The sequence below is a fragment of the Streptomyces sp. HB132 genome (assembly GCF_016909575.1).
GTDB lineage: Bacteria > Actinomycetota > Actinomycetes > Streptomycetales > Streptomycetaceae > Streptomyces.
Map to the genome: position 1 here is coordinate 275,736 of NZ_JAFBGA010000002.1, position 19,011 is coordinate 294,746.

Below are 19,011 nucleotides of genomic sequence, written 5' to 3' on the forward strand. Positions count from 1 at the left end.
CTCAAGCTCCCTTCGCAGCCTGGAACAGCTCCGCCCGCGGGTCCTCCCCCGCGGTCGCCTTCCGGTACGCCTCCAGCGCGTCCTGCGCCTCCGTGCCGAGATCCGTGGGCACCGCGACCTCGACGGTGACGAGGAGGTCGCCGCGGGTGCCGTCCTTGCGTACGGCTCCCTTGCCCCGGGCCCGCATCGTACGTCCGTTGGGCGTGCCGGCCGGGAGTTTCAGAGTGACCGCAGGCCCGCCGAGCGTGGGCACCTTCACCTCGCCGCCGAGCGCCGCCTCCGGGAAGGTGACGGGCACGGTGACGGTGAGGTTGTCGCCCTTGCGGCCGAAGACCGGGTGGGCGTCGACGTGGACCACGACGTACAGGTCGCCGGCCGGGCCGCCCCGCTCGCCCGGACTGCCCTTGCCGCGCAGCCGGATCCGCTGGCCGTCCGACACCCCCGCGGGGATCCTGACCTGCATCGTGCGGGCGGACTTCGCCCGGCCGCTGCCCTTGCAGACGTCGCAGGGATCCTGGGCGATGAGGCCCCGGCCCTTGCAGTCCACGCAGGGATCGGTCAGCGAGAACCCGCCGCCGGTACCGCGCGAGACCTGACCGGTGCCGACACACGTCGGGCAGACCCTCGGAGTGCCGTTCTTGTCGCCGGTGCCCGAACACGCCTTGCAGGGTGCCTGGCTGGACATCCGCAGCGGGACCGTGGCTCCGTCGACCGCCTCGGTGAAGCTGAGCGTGACCTCGGACTCGATGTCCTGGCCGCGCCGCGGCTGGACGCGTGTGCCCGCACCGCCGCGGTTGAACAAGCCGCCGAAGACATCGCCCAGGCCGCCACCGCCGCCGCCACCGCCGAACCCACCGGCGCCGGCGCCCTGGCCGCCACCCGGGGCGCCTCCGAAGAGGTCGCCCAGGTCGAAGTTGAAGTTGCCGCCCGCACCGCCGGGACCAGCCCGGAAGCCTCCGTTGCCGAAGAGGGCGCGTGCCTCGTCGTACTCCTTGCGCTTCTTGGGGTCACCGAGGACGTCGTTCGCCTCGGAGATCTCCTTGAAACGCTCCTCCGCCTTGGCGTCACCCTTGTTGGCGTCCGGGTGGTACTCGCGGGCGAGCTTCCGGTACGCCTTCTTGACCTCGGCGTCGGTGGCGTCCTTGGGGACGCCGAGAACCTTGTAGTAGTCCTTCTCGACGAAGTCCTTCGTGCTCATCGACGTCCCTCCTTCCGGACGATCGGCCGTGCGGCCGGCCCTGTGGCCGGCCGCACGCCCCGTCGGTGTTCACCGCAGTGGTCGGACGCGATGTCAGACCTCTTCGGTGCCACCGCTCTCCTCGTCGTCTGCCTTCTCTTCCTTCGCCGCAGCGGGCGTGGCACCCGGCTGCGGCTCGGCCACGGCCACCCGCGCGGGGCGGATCGTGCGCTCCCCGATGCGGTACCCGGGCTGCAGGATCGCCACGCAGGTCGTCTCGGTGACGTCCGGCGCGTAGCTGTGCATCAGGGCCTCGTGGATCGTCGGGTCGAAGGGCTCGCCCTCCTTGCCGAACTGCTGGAGGCCCAGCTTCGCGACGACCGTCTCCAGCGATTCGGCCACCGACTTGAACCCACCGACGAGCTCGCCGTGTTCGCGGGCCCGGCCGACGTCGTCGAGCACGGGCAGCAGTTCGGTCAGAAGACCTGCGGCCGCGACCTCCTTGACCATGACCCGGTCACGCTCGACGCGGCGACGGTAGTTCTGGTACTCGGCCTGGAGCCGCTGGAGGTCGGCCGTGCGCTCACTGAGCGCGGTACGGACCTGGTCCAGCTGGGCAGTCAGTGCCGCTGTCTGCTGTACGTCCCCGGCCGGGGACGCCACCTCCTCCTCGGAAGGGGTGGCGGCCTCCGGCTCGGCGTCGTCGGAGTTGGCGCCGGAGGGGACGTCAGGCTTCTCGTCGAAGCCCGGAGTCTCCTCGGTCACGCCGCACCGCCCTTCGTGTCCTTCTCGTCGTCCACGATCTCGGCGTCGACGACGTCGTCGTCGGCCTTGGCCTGGCCGTCGCCCGGCGCGTCGGCACCCGGCGTCGCACCCTCACCCTGGGTGTTGGCGTACATCGCCTGGCCCAGCTTCTGGGAGACGGCGGCGACCTTCTCGGTGGCCGTGCGGATCTCGGCGGTGTCCTCGCCCTTGAGCTTCTCCTTCAGCTCGGTGAGCGCGGTCTCCACCTCCGTCTTCACGTCGCCGGGGACCTTGTCCTCGTTGTCCTTGAGGAACTTCTCCGTCTGGTAGACGAGCTGCTCGCCCTGGTTGCGCGACTCGGCGGCCTCGCGACGGCGGTGGTCCTCGTCCGCGTACTGCTCGGCCTCTTCACGCATCCGGTTGACCTCGTCCTTCGGCAGCGAGGAGCCACCGGTGACGGTCATCTTCTGCTCCTTGCCGGTGCCGAGGTCCTTGGCGGCGACGTGCATGATGCCGTTGGCGTCGATGTCGAAGGCGACCTCGATCTGCGGCACACCGCGCGGGGCCGGCGGCAGACCGGTGAGCTCGAACATCCCGAGCTTCTTGTTGTACGCCGCGATCTCTCGCTCGCCCTGGTAGACCTGGATCTGCACGGACGGCTGGTTGTCCTCGGCCGTCGTGAAGATCTCGGAACGCTTGGTCGGGATCGTGGTGTTGCGCTCGATGAGCTTCGTCATGATCCCTCCCTTGGTCTCGATACCGAGGGACAGCGGGGTCACGTCGAGGAGCAGGACGTCCTTGACCTCGCCCTTGAGGACACCGGCCTGGAGCGAGGCGCCGATGGCGACGACCTCGTCCGGGTTCACACCCTTGTTGGCGTCCTGGCCGCCCGTGAGCTCCTTGACGAGCTCGGCGACGGCCGGCATACGGGTCGAGCCACCGACGAGAACGACGTGGTCGATCTCGGAGAGCTGGATGCCCGCGTCCTTGATGACGTTGTGGAACGGGTTCTTGCAGCGGTCCAGGAGGTCCGCGGTCAGCTGCTGGAACTGCGAGCGCGTGAGCTTCTCGTCCAGGTGCAGCGGGCCCTCGGCGGACGCCGTGATGTAGGGCAGGTTGATCGTGGTCTCGGTCGAGGACGAGAGCTCGATCTTCGCCTTCTCCGCGGCCTCGCGGAGACGCTGGAGAGCCATCTTGTCCTTGGACAGGTCCACGCCGTGCCCGTTGGCGAACTGCTTCACCAGGTAGTCGACGACACGCTGGTCCCAGTCGTCACCACCGAGGTGGTTGTCACCGTTGGTGGCCTTCACCTCGACGACGCCGTCGCCGATCTCCAGGAGCGACACGTCGAAGGTGCCGCCACCGAGGTCGAAGACGAGGATCGTCTGGTCGTCCTTGTCGAGGCCGTACGCCAGGGCGGCGGCGGTCGGCTCGTTGACGATGCGCAGGACGTTGAGGCCCGCGATCTCACCGGCCTCCTTCGTCGCCTGACGCTCGGAGTCGTTGAAGTAGGCCGGAACGGTGATCACCGCGTCGGCGACCTTCTCGCCCAGGTAGGACTCGGCGTCGCGCTTCAGCTTCTGCAGGATGAAGGCGCTCATCTGCTGCGGGTTGAAGTTCTTGCCGTCGATCTCGATCTTCCAGTCAGTGCCCATGTGGCGCTTGACCGAACGGATCGTCCTGTCGACGTTGGTGACCGCCTGGCGCTTGGCGACCTCGCCGACGAGCACCTCGCCGTTCTTGGCGAAGGCGACGACGGACGGCGTGGTCCTGGCGCCTTCGGCGTTGGTGATGACGGTGGGCTCGCCGCCTTCGAGAACGCTGACGACGGAGTTAGTCGTGCCCAGGTCGATGCCGACCGCACGTGCCATTTCAATTCCTCCAACTGACTACTTGAGTGGATCTGACTCAAGGATGCATGACACCCACCCCGGAGTCAAAGGACCTGAGCCACTTACGCTCAATTTATGTGCTCACACCTGTCCTGAACAGGAAGTTTTCGCGTTCGGGTAACCGGCGAAACCCGCCGGAGCACCCCCGGCCCGCGACACCTGCCCTGCACTGAGCGCCACACACACCCCACCCACCATGGCACCGTGGGATCGTTCTGTCACAAACTGCATCGAGACGGTCATACCGTCCCTTCATCGACTCCGGGCAGGTGCAATGCGGAACGCGAAGCAGACTGCGGCACGAAGGAAACGACGCTCCGCCACGCCGGGACCGGCCGGCCGCGCCACCGCGGCGTCCCCGAGCTGGAGGCCCCGGAGCCGGCAACCCCGGAGCGCCGCGACTCCGGCGGCCGCGACGGCCGAGCGCGTCGCGGGAGCCCTGGCGGCCGCGTCCGCCAAGCGGACCCTGGACCTGGTGCTGGGCTCGGCGCTCCTGGCGCTGACGGCACCCGCGCTCGCACTCGCCACCCTGGTCCTCGCCCTCCACCCGCCCCGCGGCCTGGCCCGCGCGCTGCGCCGGGAGACCCGGATCGGCCTCGGCGGCCACCCGTTCGAGCTGCGCTCGCTGCGCACCCGGCGGTTCCGGCTCGACCTGCTGTCCCGGCTGCCCCACGTCGTACGGGGAGAGCTCTCCCTGGTCGGCCCGGCACCTCTCACCCCGGACGAGGCCGCCCTCCTGGGACGCGCCGCCGGGCACTGGCGGCAGAGCGTCCGGCCCGGCCTCACCGGTCTGGCCCAGGTGCGGGCCCGCTCAGGAATGCCCTGGGACGAACCCGCCCTCCTGGACGCTCACTACGCAGAGCATCATGGAACGGGGCTCGACCTGGTGATCCTGGCGCAGTCCGTACGCATCCACCTCCGCGGGGCGGCGCACGGACCGCGGTACCCGGGGAAGGCTCACCTGAGCGACACAGATCACCGTCTGCCCGGCTACAGCGTGGCGGAGTAAGTGGATAGTGTCAGCACAGACTGATTAAGTTACTGCTTAGTAATTGCTTGTACGCGCTGGATCCCACCCTCGCAGGCCCGAGGAGCCCCCAAATGCAACTCGCCGCGATCATCGTGTCGCTGGTGCTGACCGTCGTCGGCGTTGCGCTCATCGCCCGAGCCGTCGCGCAGATCTACCGGTTCGTCCGTCTCGGACAACCGGTGCCGGCAGGCAGCCGCACCGACGACCCCAAGCAGCGCACGATCACTCTGGTCAAGGAGTTCCTCGGCCACACCCGGATGAACCGGTGGGGGATCGTGGGCTTCGCGCACTGGTTCGTCGCCATCGGCTTCCTGACCCTGCCGCCGACGCTGCTCCAGGCGTACGGACAGCTCTTCCAGGCCGACTGGGTGCTGCCGATCGTCGGCAGCTGGCTGCCGTTCGAGCTGTACATCGAGTTCATCGGCATCATGACCGTGCTCGGCATCGTCACGCTGATGGCGATCCGGCTGCTGAACCTGCCCTCCCGCGCGGGCCGCAAGTCCCGTTTCGCGGGCTCCAAGGCCTGGCAGGCGTACTTCGTCGAGTACGTCATCCTCGTCATCGGCCTCGCGATCCTGACCCTGCGCGGACTCGAAGGCGCGATCCACCACGTCGAGGGCTACGAGGCCGCGTACTTCGTCTCGTATCCGCTGGTGCTCGCCTTCAAGGGCATCGCGCTCGGCACGCTCCAGAACCTCATCTACTTCACCGCGATGGTGAAGATCGGCGTCTCGCTGATCTGGATGATCACGGTCTCGCTCAACACCAACATGGGTGTCGCCTGGCACAGGTTCCTCGGCTTCCCGAACATCTGGTTCAAGCGCAACGCCGACGGTGCGGTCGCACTCGGCGCGCTCCAGCCGATGACCACGGGCGGCAAGGAGATCGACTGGGAGGACCCGGGCGAGGACGACACCTTCGGTGTCTCCCAGGTCGAGCAGTTCTCCTGGAAGGGCATCCTCGACTTCTCCACGTGCACCGAGTGCGGTCGCTGCCAGTCGCAGTGCCCCGCCTGGAACACCGGCAAGCCGCTCTCCCCGAAGCTCCTGATCATGTCCCTGCGCGACCACGCGCACGCCAAGGCGCCGTACCTGCTGGCCGGCGGCGGCAAGGACATGGAGGGCAACGAGAAGGCCACCGAGGAACAGCTCGAGGACGTCCCGGCGGCCGCCCTCGCGGAGGCCGAGCGCCCCCTCATCGGCACGCTCGAGGAGAACGGGGTCATCGACCCCGACGTGCTGTGGTCCTGCACCACCTGCGGTGCGTGCGTGGAGCAGTGCCCGGTCGACATCGAGCACATCGACCACATCGTCGACATGCGCCGCTACCAGGTGATGATCGAGTCCGCGTTCCCGTCCGAGGCGGGCACGATGCTCAAGAACCTGGAGAAGAAGGGCAACCCCTGGGGGCTCGCCAAGAAGCAGCGCGTCGAGTGGACCAAGGAGGTCGACTTCGAGGTCCCGATCGTCGGCAAGGACGTCGAGGACCTCGGCGAGATCGACTACCTGTACTGGGTCGGCTGCGCGGGCGCCCTCGAGGACCGCGCCAAGAAGACCACCAAGGCCTTCGCGGAGCTCCTCCACATCGCGGGCGTCAAGTTCGCGATCATGGGCGGCGACGAGAAGTGCACCGGTGACTCGGCCCGCCGCCTCGGCAACGAGCCGCTGTTCCAGCAGCTCGGCCAGGAGAACGTCGCGATGCTGAACATGGCGTTCGGCGAGTCCCTCGACGAGGACGGCCGCGTGGACGACTCGACCAAGAAGGCCAAGGCGACGAAGAAGATCGTCGCCACCTGCCCGCACTGCTTCAACACCATCGCGAACGAGTACCCGCAGCTCGGCGGCGAGTACGAGGTCATCCACCACACGCAGCTGCTCCAGCACCTGGTGGACGAGGGCAAGCTCGTCCCGGTGACCCCGGTCGAGGGCCTGATCACGTACCACGACCCCTGCTACCTGGGCCGCCACAACAAGATCTACACGCCCCCGCGCGAGATCATCGCCAAGGTCCCCGGTCTGCGGAACGAGGAGATGCACCGCCACAAGGAGCGCGGCTTCTGCTGCGGTGCCGGTGGCGCCAGGATGTGGATGGAGGAGCGGATCGGCAAGCGCATCAACAACGAGCGCGTCGACGAAGCCCTCTCGCTCAACCCGGACATCGTCTCCACCGCGTGCCCGTTCTGCCTCGTCATGCTGACCGACTCGGTCAACGGCAAGAAGAACGACGGTCAGGCGAAGGAGTCGGTGCAGGTCGTCGACGTCTCCCAGCTGTTGCTGGAGTCGGTGAAGACACCCGCCGGCCCGGCGGACGACACCGAGACGGCCGACCAGCCGGAACCGGCGCCCGTCAAGTAGCCGTCTCCTCCACGGAAGCGGCCGGACCTGCCTCGGGGGCAGGACCGGCCGCTTCCGTGCGTGTACGGGGTGGCTGTGGGCGACCCCGGGGTACCGCAGGCCCCCCAGGGCCCCCCTAGGGGATGTCACAGCTAGGCCGCAAAGGCACCCCTGTTCCCCCGGCCCACACCCCGCACCAGCGCGGACCAGGTACGTTCGATGTGTGGCTGGATTCAGGATCGGACGCGGCCGGGACAACCGCACACCGCAGCAACACCCGCAGCAGCAACAGCCGTACGGCGCGCAGGCACCATCGCCGCCCTACGGCCGGCAGTCGTGGCCCCCCGCGGGAGGCAACGGCGCACCGTACGCAGGCCCCCAGGGCGCCCCGTACGGCGGCGGGCACGGCGGCAACGGACACGGGGGTGGGAACGGGCAGGCAGGCGGACACGGCGAACCGGAGTACTTCGGCGAACCGCACCACCAGCCGTCGCAGCAGGACCCGTATGCCAACGCCCCGGGGCACACCCAGGCGTTCAGCATCCACGAGGACCCCTACGGCGACGGCAACACCTACCAGGCAGGACAGGCCCCCGCGCAGCCCGCGGGCCCCAGACTGCACTGGAAGCAGCTGCTGGGCGGCATCGTGATGCGGCCGGGTCCGACGTTCTGGCAGATGCGCGACTACCCCGTCTGGGGCCCCGCGATCGTCGTCACGTTCGTCTACGGCCTGCTCGCGCTCTTCGGCTTCGACCAGGCACGCGACGAGGCGATCCACGCGGAGGTCTCCACGGCCGCCCCGTACGTCATCCTCACCGGCGTCGGCTTCGTCATCGGCGGCCTGGTCCTCGGCGCGGTCACCCACACCCTGGCCCGCCAGCTGGGCGGTACGGGTTCCTGGCAGCCGACCGTGGGCCTCTCGATGCTCATCATGTCGATCACGGACGCACCCCGCCTGATCTTCGCCCTGTTCCTCGGCGGCGAGAACTCCCTGGTGCAGATCCTCGGCTGGATCACCTGGCTGGCCGCCGGCGCACTGTTCACCTCGATGGTGAGCAAGTCGCACGACCTGCCGTGGCCCAAGGCACTGGGCGCCTCGGCGATCCAGCTGATCGCGCTGCTCTCGATCATCAAGCTCGGCACGATCTGACGACCGTACGAAAAGGAAAGGGGCTCCCGGTGCCAGGCACCGGGAGCCCCTTTTCCGCGCGGGTGCTATGCGCTCCGGCAGGCGCTCACGAGTCGAGAACCTGCCCGTCCCGACGGACGACCGGCTTCTCCACGCTCCACGGGAAGTTGATCCACTGATCGGTCTTCTTCCACACGTACTCGCACTTCACGAGCGACTGCGGCTTCTCGTAGATGACCGCGCTGCGCACCTCGGCCACGTGATCGATGCAGAAGTCCCGGACCAGCTTCAGCGTCTTGCCCGTGTCGGCGACGTCGTCGGCGATGAGGACCTTCTTCTGCGTGAAGTCGATGGCGTTCGGAACGGGCGCCAGCATGACCGGCATCTCGAGCGTGGTTCCGACCCCGGTGTAGAACTCGACGTTCACCAGATGAATGTTCTTGCAGTCCAACGCGTACGCCAGACCGCCCGCGACGAAGACCCCGCCCCGCGCGATGCTCAGCACGACGTCGGGCTCGAAGCCGTCGTCGGCCACCGCCTGCGCCAGCTCACGCACGGCGGTCCCGAAGACCTCGTACGTCAGATTCTCCCGCATCTCACCAGCCATGCCGTATCACACCTGAGTCCGATGGAAATTCATGTAGGAACGCGAGGCGGTCGGCCCTCGCTGGCCCTGATACCGCGATCCGTAGCGATCGGATCCGTAGGGGAATTCGGAGGACGAGGTCAGCCGGAACATGCACAGCTGCCCGATCTTCATTCCCGGCCAGAGCTTTATCGGCAACGTCGCCAGATTGGACAGCTCCAGAGTGACGTGCCCCGAGAAACCGGGGTCGATGAAGCCGGCGGTGGAATGGGTCACCAGCCCGAGCCGCCCGAGCGAGCTCTTCCCCTCCAGCCGCGACGCCAGGTCGTCGGGGAGCGAGATGACCTCGTACGTCGAGGCCAGGACGAACTCCCCGGGGTGGAGGATGAACGCCTCGTCACCGTCCGGCTCGACCTGACGGGTCAGGTCCACCTGTTCGACGGCGGGATCGATATGCGGATAGCGGTGGTTCTCGAACACCCGGAAGTAGCGGTCGAGCCGCACATCGATGCTCGAGGGCTGCACCATCGAAGCGTCGAACGGGTCAATGCGAACCCGCCCGGCGTCGATCTCGGCCCGGAGGTCCTTATCTGAGAGAAGCACGCACCGAGGATACGCAGAACGCGCGAGCCGACCCCAACCGGACCGCCCCGCGCGCCTGCCTCACACCCCTGACACTCCTCTAGCGCTCCTCGAACGCCACAGGCACGGCCTGCCTCAACCGCGCACAACGCGGACAGCGGATGAGCCGCCCGGGGCCGATCCGCTCGGACCCGAGCTGCTGCATCGGGAACGACGAGGTAGCAAAAACGTGCCCTTCGGCACAGCGGACGACGGTGCGCTCCATCGACTCCATCAAGTCCCTTCCCCAACCAACCATGGACGAGACCGCCACATTAGGGGATGAACAGGACGCCACTCCAGGCGGCACTCCGTCCACCCACGCTACGCCCCCAACTCCCCCCACCCGCAGCCGCATCCACACTCCGGAACGACACACGGACCCCACGGCGGACACGCCGGGGGCCTGCGATGGGGTACAGTGTGGGCGATGCGCAGCTGGTCATCGGCGCGCTTCGCGGGTGTAGTTTAATGGTAGAACATGAGCTTCCCAAGCTCAGAGCGCGAGTTCGATTCTCGTCACCCGCTCCACGAAAAAGCCCCGGGCCAACGGCCGGGGGCTTCTTTGTTGTCTGGACCAGTTCAGGTATCGCGTGCCATATCCGTGCCAGATGCCTGGTCATCCGCCTCTTCACGCCGGGCCCGCACGAGCTGGTCCATGCCAGCCGCGACCTCGCGCTGTCGCTCCAGGCGAGAACGACCAGCAGAACGACGAACCGCATGCCGCTTCCGACGTGGTGGTCCCTTCAGCACCCCTGACCGTGGTCAGCTCCGCGGCCTGCCTGGCACAGACCGCGAGATTGTTCAGATCGATGCCCCTTCGACACAGTTCAGCCTCTTCGGCCAAGAGGTCCGCCCGCACCGCCCTAGACCATGAGAATTGCATCCGCCGTCTGGTCTAGGTTTTGCCTGTGAACCACAGCTGTTCCAACGGCGGCGCACCGCGCGAGCCCGAATTGCCGCCGTACCAGGTAGTCCTGTCGGAGACTGATTGGGGTTCGCTCGAGACGCCTTTTGGGAACGGTGAGGACCTCCCCGAGGTCCTCGCACGGCTGCTGACGCCCGACCCCAGGGTCCAGGTCAACGCTCTGTCAGGACTACGTGAGATGGTCGGCCACCAGAACACCATCTACGAAGCCACTGCCCCCGCCGCCCTGTATGTCGCCGGCATCCTCACCCACCCGGCAGCTATGACCCCCCGGCCCTATCGCAACGTCCCCATTCGCGCGGCGCTGTTGAACTGGTTGGCTTCCACGGCCTACGACGCCTCCGACGAGATTGTGGGCCGCACGGAGCAGTACTCCCCTGGCTTCCTGGCCCCCGGCACCATCGTGGCGTCCTTCCGGGACCTGCGCCCGATGCTCTACCAGGCGGTCTCGCCCTTCCTTCGAGACAGCCACGAGGACGTGCGCGAAGCCGCCGTTATCGCCGCGCTCATCCTCGCCGAGCACCCCGCGCTCGCCGGACACCGCGATCACCTCGCCGTGCACGCGCGCGCCATCCTGGACACCAGCGGCGACGACCCCAACCGGCGTGTTGCCCGGAGGGCTCTCGAAGCGTGGGGCCACGACGCCCCCGACTCCGAGCCTTTCCTGGAGGAGTCCTGGGACTGGGGACCGCACGGTGATGACCGCAGCTATCTCGAACCACCCTTCTGACCGATTCGCACGTGGTCGGCGGGCTCGTACTCCCAGCGCCGGAAACCGCACCCTCCGGTCGCGAAGCCTTGACCAGAAGGATCGGTCCCGCAACGCCAAGCCTGCACGCATACTCCAGTATGCTTGACGTATGTCCTCAACGACTCGCATCACCGTCACGCTCCCCAGCGATCAGGTGGCGGAGCTCCGCAAGCTCACGGACAACGTCTCCGGGTACGTGGCGGAAGCCGTGGCCCGCCAGATCAGGCACCAGCTTCTGGGCGACGACCTCCGCCGTCACGAGGAAGAGCACGGCGGCTTCAGCGACGAGGAGCTCGCCGAGGCCCGCGCGAAGATCTTCGGCTCCGCCGGCACCTCCACGGGCGCGGATGCCGCGTGAGCGAGCGCATCGAAACCGTTGTCCTGGACTCGGAAGGACTCTCTGCCTGGATCGCGCAGGACCGCAAGCTCCTCGCGATGCTTCAGGTCTTCCACGACATGGGAGCCGACCTCGTGATCGGGGCCAACACCATCGTGGAAGCCACCCACTCCCGCACCAACATGCCCCGCCTGAACTGGGCCCTCTCCCGCATCAAGGTGGAGCCCGTCACCGAGCAAGCGGCGAAAGCGGCGGCTGAGCTCCTCAAAGCCGCCGGGCTGCACGGGCACAAGTACGCCATCGACGCCACGGTCGCCGAGGTCGCGCTCCGCCAGCCGAAACCCGTCGCCCTGCTGACCTCCGACAGCGATGACATGACCAAGTTCTGCGGCAACCAAGTCCGCATCGTCCCCCTCTGACCAGTCGGCCCGCCCGGAGCACGCGTCGCACTGCCAGCTCTCGTGCCCCATCCTTGCCCAGCAGAGCGGACAACAGCGGTCAGATACAGCTGCCAGAGACCGGGAGCCATCCACCTGCCCGTTCCGAAATCGCAGGTCAGAGCCCCTCCAACAACGTAAGAACCGTTGATTCCCAAGCTCAGAGCGCGAGTTCGATTCTCGTCACCCGCTCCATGAAAAAGCCCCAGGCCAGCGGCCGGGGGCTTCTTTGTTGTCTAGACCAGTCCAGGGATCGCGCACCAGATCCGCACCAGAGGGTTTTTCGTCGGCCTTCGCGCGGCGGCGTGCGCGGGGTCGCCCAGGCCGTCGGTACACCGTGTTCCGCGAGATAGCACTGACCAGCAGGGCGCGACTGGTCTCGCGAAGACCGCGGAACGTGAGCCATCAGCCCGTTGCTCCCCGGAGCCCCACAGAACGGCCGATGAGTGCCATGGCCATTAGCGAGTGCACCGTGAGGCCACTTTTCGGGCCCTCGTCGCCGCTCGTCCACCACCCCGCCGGGGGTCACTCGGGCAGGCGGCTCGGCCCGAAGCCATCCCGGCAGTCCCTCGCGAAAATCGCAGGCAGCCGCTCTTGGGCGCCCGGTCCCCTCGAAGGCGTGGTCCGCTTCGCCGAGACGGCGACACCGCCGCACCACCCGCTGGTGTGGGTAGGCCAAGAACGACCTTGGCCCCACAGCGCCGGAATGACATCCTGTTCGCTTACGCATTCCGCGAACACAGTTTCGTACGGGGGGAATTCGCGCTGTGGCCGTGACTGTGCCCGACTGGGCCGACACCATGCTCGACGTCATCGGCATCAGCTGGCCGAACGTCGACGAGGACGCCTATCGGGACATGGCCGTCTCGCTGCGTGAGTTCGCAGATGACGTGGAGGACGACGGCTTCCTCGCCAACCAGCATGTGCAGCGTCTGCTGTCGTCCGGCCACGGTGAGGCCCTTGATGCGCTCAACGGCCACTGGGGCAAGGTCAAGGACAAGCACATCAAGGACATCGCCGGCGCCGCCCGGACGATCGCGGGTGCTCTCGACAACGCGGCGATGGCGATCGAGGCCATGAAGTACGCGGCGCTTGTCCACCTGGGTGTCCTGGCCGGCAAGGCGGGCATCTCCATGGCGCTGATACCGGTGACCGGTGGGTTGTCCATGCTCATCGGTGGAGCGGCGATCGCCGTCGCCCAGCAGGCCATCCGCCGCGTCATCAAGGAGTGCATGGAAGAGGTCGTCGGCTACATCGTCTCCGCGATGACCGAGCCCGCCGTCGCCGCCCTGGAGAACATGGCCGCGGACCTGGTGGTGCAGATCGGCGCCAACGCGATGGGGCTCCAGAACGGCGTCGACATGAACCAGGTCGGCCAGTCGGGCAAAGAGGGCTTCAAGGAGGGCGTGGCGGGCGCCAAGGACTCCCTGCAGCTCGCTTCCGCCGGCACGGCGCCCGGTCCTGTGTCCGGCAGGGGTGTTCATATCGAGCACTCGGAGCACGACCGCGCGGGCACGAAGCTGCACCTGGTCAGCATCGACATGCACGGCAAGACCGCGGGCAAGTTGGCCACTGCGAAGTCCCACCACAGCCGGACCCGGGGCAAGGACGACATAGCCGGCGCGCTCGACCCGGTGATCGACAAGGCGATGAAAGCCCTCGGCAAGGCGAACAAAGCGATGGGAGATCACCTCGGCGAATCACTGCCGAAGGCGGTCAAAGAGATCTCCACCATCCAGAAGAAGATCGACCTCGACATCAAGGACGGGATCGGCCCCCCGGGCAAGGTTCGCGATAAGGGCGACGCCACTGACCCCCGCCCCGAGGAACGCCGCGACTCCACCCGCACCAAGCCTGACGCTCTGAACACCGCGAAGGACGATCCTCGGCGCAACAGCATTTCGCTGGAGAAGAAGACCTGCGAGAACGACCCGGTAGACGTCGCCACCGGTGAGATGACCCTGCCCCAGACCGACCTGTCACTGCCGGGGACCCTTCCTCTCGTCCTCCGTCGCACGCACCTCTCCGCCTACCGGTACGGTAAGTGGTTCGGCCGGAGCTGGGCATCCACACTGGACGAACGGATCGAGCTCGACGCGCTCGGCGCCGGTGCGGTCTGGGCCCGCGAGGACGGCTCGCTTCTCATCTATCCGCGGCTGCCGCTGCCCGACGACACCGGCGGCGTCATGCCCGTGGAGGGCGCTCGGCTGCCCCTGCTGCACGGGGGCCAGCACAACGGGCAGACCACTTACCTTGTCACCGACCCGCACTCGGGCCTGACCCGCTCCTTCCAGGGCGGCCCGTACAACGCGTCCCCGGCCTACTGGCTCAGGGAGATCGAGGACCGCAACCACAACCGCATCAGCTTCGCCCGCCTCGGCGACGGCAGCCCCACAGCGGTCGTCCACTCCGAGGGCTACCGGGTCGCCCTGGTCATCGAGGACGCCCGGGTGCGCGAACTGGCGCTGCGCACCCCGGACGGCCCAGTCACCGTCATGCGCTACTACTACGACGCTCCGGGCAACCTCGACGGCGTGGTCAATTCCTCCGGGCTGCCGCTGCGCTTCACGTACGACCCGGACGCCCGGATCACCTCCTGGACCGACCGCAACGGCTCCACGTTCCGCTACGTGTACGACGACGCGGGCCGGGTGGTCCGTACGGTCGGCCCGGACGGCTACCTGTCGTCCACGTTCGCGTACGACACCCACCCGGAGACGGGCGACCGCGTCACCCGGTACACGGACTCCCTCGGCGCAACCAAGGTCCACCAGTTCAACGAACGGCTGCAGGCCGTCGCCGAGGCAGATCCGCTGGGCGGTGTCACCCACCGCACCTTCGACCGCTACGACCGGCTCCTCTCCCGGACGGATCCGCTCGGCCGGACCACCACCTATACCTACGACGACCACGGGAATCCCACCCGCATCGAGCACCCCGACGGCAGCTCGGCCACGGTCGAGTACAACGAGCTGAACCAGCTCGCCGCTGTCACCGGTCCGGACGGCGACACCTCACGCCAGGAGTACGACGACCGGGGCAACCCGACGCTCTTCACCCGGCCGGACGGGTCCACCACTCGCCTCTCCCACGGCCCGAACGGCCACCTCACCGGCGTCGACGACTCCTTGGGCGCGCTGGACCGGCTGCGCTGCGACGCGGCCGGCCTCCCCCTGGCCATCCGCGGCCCGCTCGGCGCGGTCACCCGCTACACCCGCGACGCCTTCGGACGCGCGATAACCATCACCGATCCCCAGGGCCGCATCACCGAGCTGGAATGGACCGTCGAAGGCAAACTCGCCCGACGTACTGACCCGGACGGCGCACAGCAGTCCTGGACGTACGACGGCGAGGGCAACTGCCTCGTCCACAGCGACGCGGCGGGGGGCGAGACCCGCTTCGAGTACACCCACTTCGATCTGGTCTCCGCCCGCACCACACCTGACGGAGTGCGCCAGGAGTTCACGCACGACACCGAGCTGCGCATCTCCCGTGTCACCAATCCTCAGGGTCTGAACTGGGACTACACCTACGACCCGGCAGGCCGCCTCAGCTCGGAGACCGACTTCGACGGCTGCTCGCTCCGCTACACACACGACGCCTGCGGACAGCTCACCTCCCGCACGAACGCCGCGGGCCAGACGGTCCGCTACAAGCGCGACACGGCGGGCCGCGTCACCGCCAAGGACGCCGACGGCGCGGTCACGCGATTCACCTACGACATCCACGGCCGTCTCGCCTCGGCGACAGGCCCGGACACCGAGCTGACGTACGTACGCGACAGCTCGGGCAGAGTCCTGAGCGAGACCTGCGACGGCCGCACATTGACCAACACCTACGACGAAAGCGGGCGCCGTACTCGCCGGGTCACCCCCTCCGGGGCGGTCAGCACCTGGTCCTTCCCAGCCGGTCTGCAGGCCGAGCTGAACGCCTCGGGCCATCAGGTCGTCTTCGCCTTCGACGAGACGGGCCGCGAAACGACCCGCCGGATCGGCGACGCACTGACCGTAGAGCACGACTACGACCTTGCGGGCCGCCTCACCGACCAGCACGTCCGCGCACCGGGCGACCGAATCCTCCAGCGCCGCTCGTACACATACCGCGCCGACGGCCACCTCACCTCGGCCGATGAACTGACCGGCGGGCACAAGCAGCTGGAAGTGACTCGTGACGGCCGGGTCACGGGCGTCACAACGGAGAACTGGTCGGAGCGGTACGCCTACGACGAGGCCGGAAACCAGACCTCCGCGACCTGGCCCGGCGCGGGCGACGCCACCGGTCCACGCGAGTACTCCGGCACCCGCATCACCCGCGCGGGACGCGTCCGCTACGAACACGACGCCCAAGGGCGCGTGACCCTGCGCCAGAAGGCCCGCCTCTCACGCAAGCCCGACACCTGGCACTACGGCTGGGACGCCGAGGACCGCCTGGTCTCCGTCACCGCACCGGACGGCACGCGCTGGCGCTACCACTACGACGCCCTGGGACGCCGCACGACGAAACAGCGCCTGTCGACGGACGGGACGACGGTCACCGAGGAAGTGACCTTCACCTGGGACAGCGACACCCTCTGCGAACAGACCACCACCATCACGGGCTCCACGGACTCCGTCGCCCTCACCTGGGACCACGACGGAGTGAAGCCCATCACCCAGGTGGAGCGCCGCCTCCTCAACCGGGCGGAGGTCGACCTCCGCTTCTTCGCGATCATCACCGACCTCATCGGCACACCACGCGAACTCATCGACGAGCAAGGCAAGGTCGCGTGGCACACCCACGCCGCCCTGTGGGGAACCACCTCATGGAACCGCAGCGCCGACGCCTACACCCCGCTGCGCTTCCCGGGCCAGTACTTCGACCCGGAATCAGGCCTCCACTACAACCGCCACCGCCACTACGACCCCGAATCGGGCCGCTACCTCTCCCCGGACCCTCTCGGCCTGGTCCCGGCCCCGAACACGGTCACCTACGTCGACAACCCGATCCGGTGGATCGACCCGCTGGGGCTGGCGACGTGCCCGCATCTACTCAGTAAGGAGCACCAGCACAGTGTGGTGCTGGGGGTGAACCAAGACCCGGCCCGGGCCTCGAACTCACTGGCCGAGCACCTGCGCGCCAACGGTGATCCGGGAGCCCACACCTACAATGGCAAGCCTTACGACGAGGTCGAGGGGGGCCGGCCGGTCTGGATGACGAACGTCATGAGTGCGGTGGTCGACCGTGACACCACCCTGTCCATAACCCTCGACGGGATGCCGAACAGCAGGGGCGAAACAGGCAACTGGAACACCCCAGAGACCATCGTGGACGCGTTCCAAACCGCCGCCCGGAATGGTGAACCGTTCGGCCCCGACCGACATCAATGGCCGGACGACGGTATGGGGACCGCTTGGGAGATGAGCGTCGTTGCGCGCGGTGTGCGCATGTACGAGTCGGATGTGATGTTCAACGAGCCCGATCCACTCGGGCGCCCCTGGGAGGAAATACGTTGGTACTCAGGTAGCGAGGAAATCAAGGTCCCGAAGCCGGATATCCCCGAGATACAACCTCCTAAGCCGCGTTAGGAATGAAGTAACAGATGACAGAAAAGGAAGACCACACCCAACCCGCAGAGATCGTCGCGGCGGCATGGATGAGCCTCTTCAACCTGGGGGATGATCTGATCGACTCCGCCATGCTCCACGCCGCATACGCCGAACCCCGCCTTCGAGAACTGTTCCCGAAGGTCAGTCACGGCGCCCTGCGCTTCAGCAGGTGTACCCGTTACCCATGGACCAAGGATGTGGGTACGCTGCTCCGTCGCGCGGGCGGTGGCTTCGTAGTCCATCGGCAGTCGGACGGCGCTCTTCTGGGAGAACCCGAATCGGTGGAGGAGGCGGTGGCCCTGATCGTCTCCAACCTCCCCGACGGTTGCGGGCCGGCGATCGACGGAACAGCGGACGATCTCTGAGCGAAGGAACGCATAATGGCCCCTGCGACCCAGAGGCGGGGAACGGCTCCACGAGCTTGAGGCTCCGCACGAGGACTGATGGCCCCACGGGTGCCGACCGCTCAACAGGAATGTGGTTTGCGCCAAGGATTGCCCGCTTCTGGCGCCGTGCCCCATCCGTGCCCTTCGGAGCGGACAACAGCGGTCAAGCACGGCACCCAGAGACCACGCCACCCTTGACCGCTCCAGACAGACATGCAGGTCAGGACCACTACAACCGTTCAAGAACCGTTGATTCCCAAGCTCAGAGCGCGAGTTCGATTCTCGTCACCCGCTCCACGAAAAAGCCCCAGGCCAGCGGCCGGGGACTTCTTTGTTGCCATAAGCCCGATCAGGCACCCCGAGCCCTCTCTGTCTCCGACGTGCCCGTGGCTTCCTCCAGCCGTCGCACCCCACGGGAACGTATGTCAACTATGATAGTTGCTATATGCTTCAGCATATGGAGACGAAGACGTACACCACCATCGACCTGCGCAAGGGGATGGGCGAGATCCTGGACCGGACCCGGATCGCCGGCGAGGCCGCCGCCATCACCCGCAAGGGGAAGACGGTCGCCTACCTGGTGCCGGCCGAGTGGTTCGAGCAGATGGCCCGCGGGCGCCAGCCACACGGGGACCGACACGAGGCGGCCTGACCCACCCCCACACCAAGGAGCACGAACCATGCCCGCCCACGCACTCCACTTCGATGGGTACGAGGGGGAACCCCTTCGGTTGCCGCCCATGCCCGAACACACGCCTCAAGCACTTCGGTTGGCGATCCAGGAACACACTCCGCACCTCCTCCCGGACTTTGAGGCGCACTGGAAGCGCGTCATCGGCGACGCCTTCAACATCACGCCCGTGCCCGCCTTCATGCGCCTGTGGTGGACGCAGTACGCCGTCGCGCGGAATCCCGTCCTCGACTCGCACCTTCGCGACCTCGAAGCCCGCGCCGCCAAGTCCGAGGACCCCGAGGAGTCCCTCCGACTCCTGGAGGAGTACAGCCGCCTCCGGCACGAAGCCGCTGAGAGGAAGCCCGGAGAGTGATCGACGGACCACTCCGGCCGCCTTGGCAA

At 67.6% G+C, this 19,011-nt stretch carries 15 protein-coding genes and 1 tRNA gene; 11 read left to right on the top strand and 5 right to left on the bottom strand.

Going from position 1 to position 19,011, the window contains the following annotated elements; translation table 11 throughout:
* Window position 1 precedes the first annotated feature (1 nt).
* The 3 genes from dnaJ to dnaK form a co-directional block, all read right to left on the bottom strand.
* Window positions 2–1,198, bottom strand: a complete 1,197-nt coding sequence (gene dnaJ, locus JOC24_RS05515; protein ID WP_205018974.1) for a molecular chaperone DnaJ — start codon at window positions 1,196–1,198, stop codon at window positions 2–4.
* Between the two features lie 93 nt (window positions 1,199–1,291).
* Complete coding sequence (gene grpE, locus JOC24_RS05520) at window positions 1,292–1,942, bottom strand: nucleotide exchange factor GrpE (RefSeq protein ID WP_205018975.1); 651 nt, start codon at window positions 1,940–1,942, stop codon at window positions 1,292–1,294.
* The gene (gene dnaK / locus JOC24_RS05525; RefSeq protein ID WP_205018976.1) at window positions 1,939–3,792 is read right to left on the bottom strand and encodes a molecular chaperone DnaK; all 1,854 of its coding nucleotides are present in this window, start codon (window positions 3,790–3,792) and stop codon (window positions 1,939–1,941) included. The genes grpE and dnaK overlap by 4 nt, the downstream gene beginning before the upstream one ends.
* Window positions 3,793–4,087: 295 nt before the next feature.
* On the opposite strand from dnaK, the gene JOC24_RS05530 reads away from it, so the two are divergent.
* From JOC24_RS05530 to JOC24_RS05540, 3 genes are all read left to right on the top strand, one after another.
* Entirely contained in the window at window positions 4,088–4,822 is a 735-nt protein-coding gene (locus JOC24_RS05530) for a sugar transferase (protein ID WP_205018977.1), read from the top strand.
* A gap of 92 nt (window positions 4,823–4,914) precedes the next feature.
* Window positions 4,915–7,197: a (Fe-S)-binding protein gene (locus JOC24_RS05535; protein ID WP_205018978.1), complete on the top strand. Its 2,283-nt coding sequence runs from the start codon at window positions 4,915–4,917 to the stop codon at window positions 7,195–7,197.
* A 202-nt stretch (window positions 7,198–7,399) separates the two neighbouring features.
* Window positions 7,400–8,326, top strand: coding sequence for a Yip1 family protein (locus JOC24_RS05540; RefSeq protein WP_205018979.1), 927 nt, complete (start codon window positions 7,400–7,402; stop codon window positions 8,324–8,326).
* 85 nt (window positions 8,327–8,411) lie between these two features.
* On the opposite strand, the gene JOC24_RS05545 is transcribed toward JOC24_RS05540, so the two are convergent.
* Window positions 8,412–8,912, bottom strand: coding sequence for a phosphoribosyltransferase (locus JOC24_RS05545; RefSeq protein ID WP_205018980.1), 501 nt, complete (start codon window positions 8,910–8,912; stop codon window positions 8,412–8,414).
* 6 nt (window positions 8,913–8,918) lie between these two features.
* Window positions 8,919–9,494 carry a dCTP deaminase gene (gene dcd, locus JOC24_RS05550; protein WP_205018981.1) on the bottom strand — a complete coding sequence of 192 codons (576 nt, stop codon included), beginning with the start codon at window positions 9,492–9,494 and terminating at the stop codon, window positions 8,919–8,921.
* 475 nt (window positions 9,495–9,969) lie between these two features.
* Here dcd and JOC24_RS05555 point away from each other — a divergent pair.
* From JOC24_RS05555 to JOC24_RS05590, 8 genes are all read left to right on the top strand, one after another.
* Window positions 9,970–10,043: transfer RNA gene (locus tag JOC24_RS05555), tRNA-Gly, on the top strand.
* 380 nt (window positions 10,044–10,423) lie between these two features.
* Window positions 10,424–11,170: a hypothetical protein gene (locus JOC24_RS05560; protein ID WP_205018982.1), complete on the top strand. Its 747-nt coding sequence runs from the start codon at window positions 10,424–10,426 to the stop codon at window positions 11,168–11,170.
* 130 nt (window positions 11,171–11,300) lie between these two features.
* A complete protein-coding gene (locus tag JOC24_RS05565; protein WP_205018983.1) occupies window positions 11,301–11,549 on the top strand; it encodes a type II toxin-antitoxin system CcdA family antitoxin in 249 nt (82 codons plus the stop codon).
* Entirely contained in the window at window positions 11,546–11,947 is a 402-nt protein-coding gene (locus tag JOC24_RS05570; RefSeq protein ID WP_205018984.1) for a DNA-binding protein, read from the top strand. The genes JOC24_RS05565 and JOC24_RS05570 overlap by 4 nt, the downstream gene beginning before the upstream one ends.
* Before the next feature lie 785 nt (window positions 11,948–12,732).
* Window positions 12,733–17,529 carry an RHS repeat-associated core domain-containing protein gene (locus JOC24_RS05575; protein ID WP_307792638.1) on the top strand — a complete coding sequence of 1,599 codons (4,797 nt, stop codon included), beginning with the start codon at window positions 12,733–12,735 and terminating at the stop codon, window positions 17,527–17,529.
* 14 nt (window positions 17,530–17,543) lie between these two features.
* A complete protein-coding gene (locus JOC24_RS05580) occupies window positions 17,544–17,915 on the top strand; it encodes a DUF6193 family natural product biosynthesis protein (RefSeq protein WP_205018985.1) in 372 nt (123 codons plus the stop codon).
* A 478-nt stretch (window positions 17,916–18,393) separates the two neighbouring features.
* Complete coding sequence (locus tag JOC24_RS05585) at window positions 18,394–18,588, top strand: type II toxin-antitoxin system Phd/YefM family antitoxin (protein ID WP_200695608.1); 195 nt, start codon at window positions 18,394–18,396, stop codon at window positions 18,586–18,588.
* A gap of 28 nt (window positions 18,589–18,616) precedes the next feature.
* Complete coding sequence (locus tag JOC24_RS05590; RefSeq protein ID WP_205018986.1) at window positions 18,617–18,982, top strand: hypothetical protein; 366 nt, start codon at window positions 18,617–18,619, stop codon at window positions 18,980–18,982.
* The last annotated feature ends 29 nt before the right edge of the window (window positions 18,983–19,011 follow it).

Coding starts and splice junctions, on each gene's coding strand:
- dnaK (WP_205018976.1), bottom strand. CDS start 3,792: ATGGCACGTGCGGTCGGCATCGACCTGGGCACGACTAACTCCGTCGTC.
- JOC24_RS05535 (WP_205018978.1), top strand. CDS start 4,915: ATGCAACTCGCCGCGATCATCGTGTCGCTGGTGCTGACCGTCGTCGGC.
- JOC24_RS05580 (WP_205018985.1), top strand. CDS start 17,544: ATGACAGAAAAGGAAGACCACACCCAACCCGCAGAGATCGTCGCGGCG.
- JOC24_RS05590 (WP_205018986.1), top strand. CDS start 18,617: ATGCCCGCCCACGCACTCCACTTCGATGGGTACGAGGGGGAACCCCTT.
- JOC24_RS05565 (WP_205018983.1), top strand. CDS start 11,301: ATGTCCTCAACGACTCGCATCACCGTCACGCTCCCCAGCGATCAGGTG.
- JOC24_RS05545 (WP_205018980.1), bottom strand. CDS start 8,912: ATGGCTGGTGAGATGCGGGAGAATCTGACGTACGAGGTCTTCGGGACC.
- JOC24_RS05530 (WP_205018977.1), top strand. CDS start 4,088: ATGCGGAACGCGAAGCAGACTGCGGCACGAAGGAAACGACGCTCCGCC.
- JOC24_RS05585 (WP_200695608.1), top strand. CDS start 18,394: ATGGAGACGAAGACGTACACCACCATCGACCTGCGCAAGGGGATGGGC.
- dnaJ (WP_205018974.1), bottom strand. CDS start 1,198: ATGAGCACGAAGGACTTCGTCGAGAAGGACTACTACAAGGTTCTCGGC.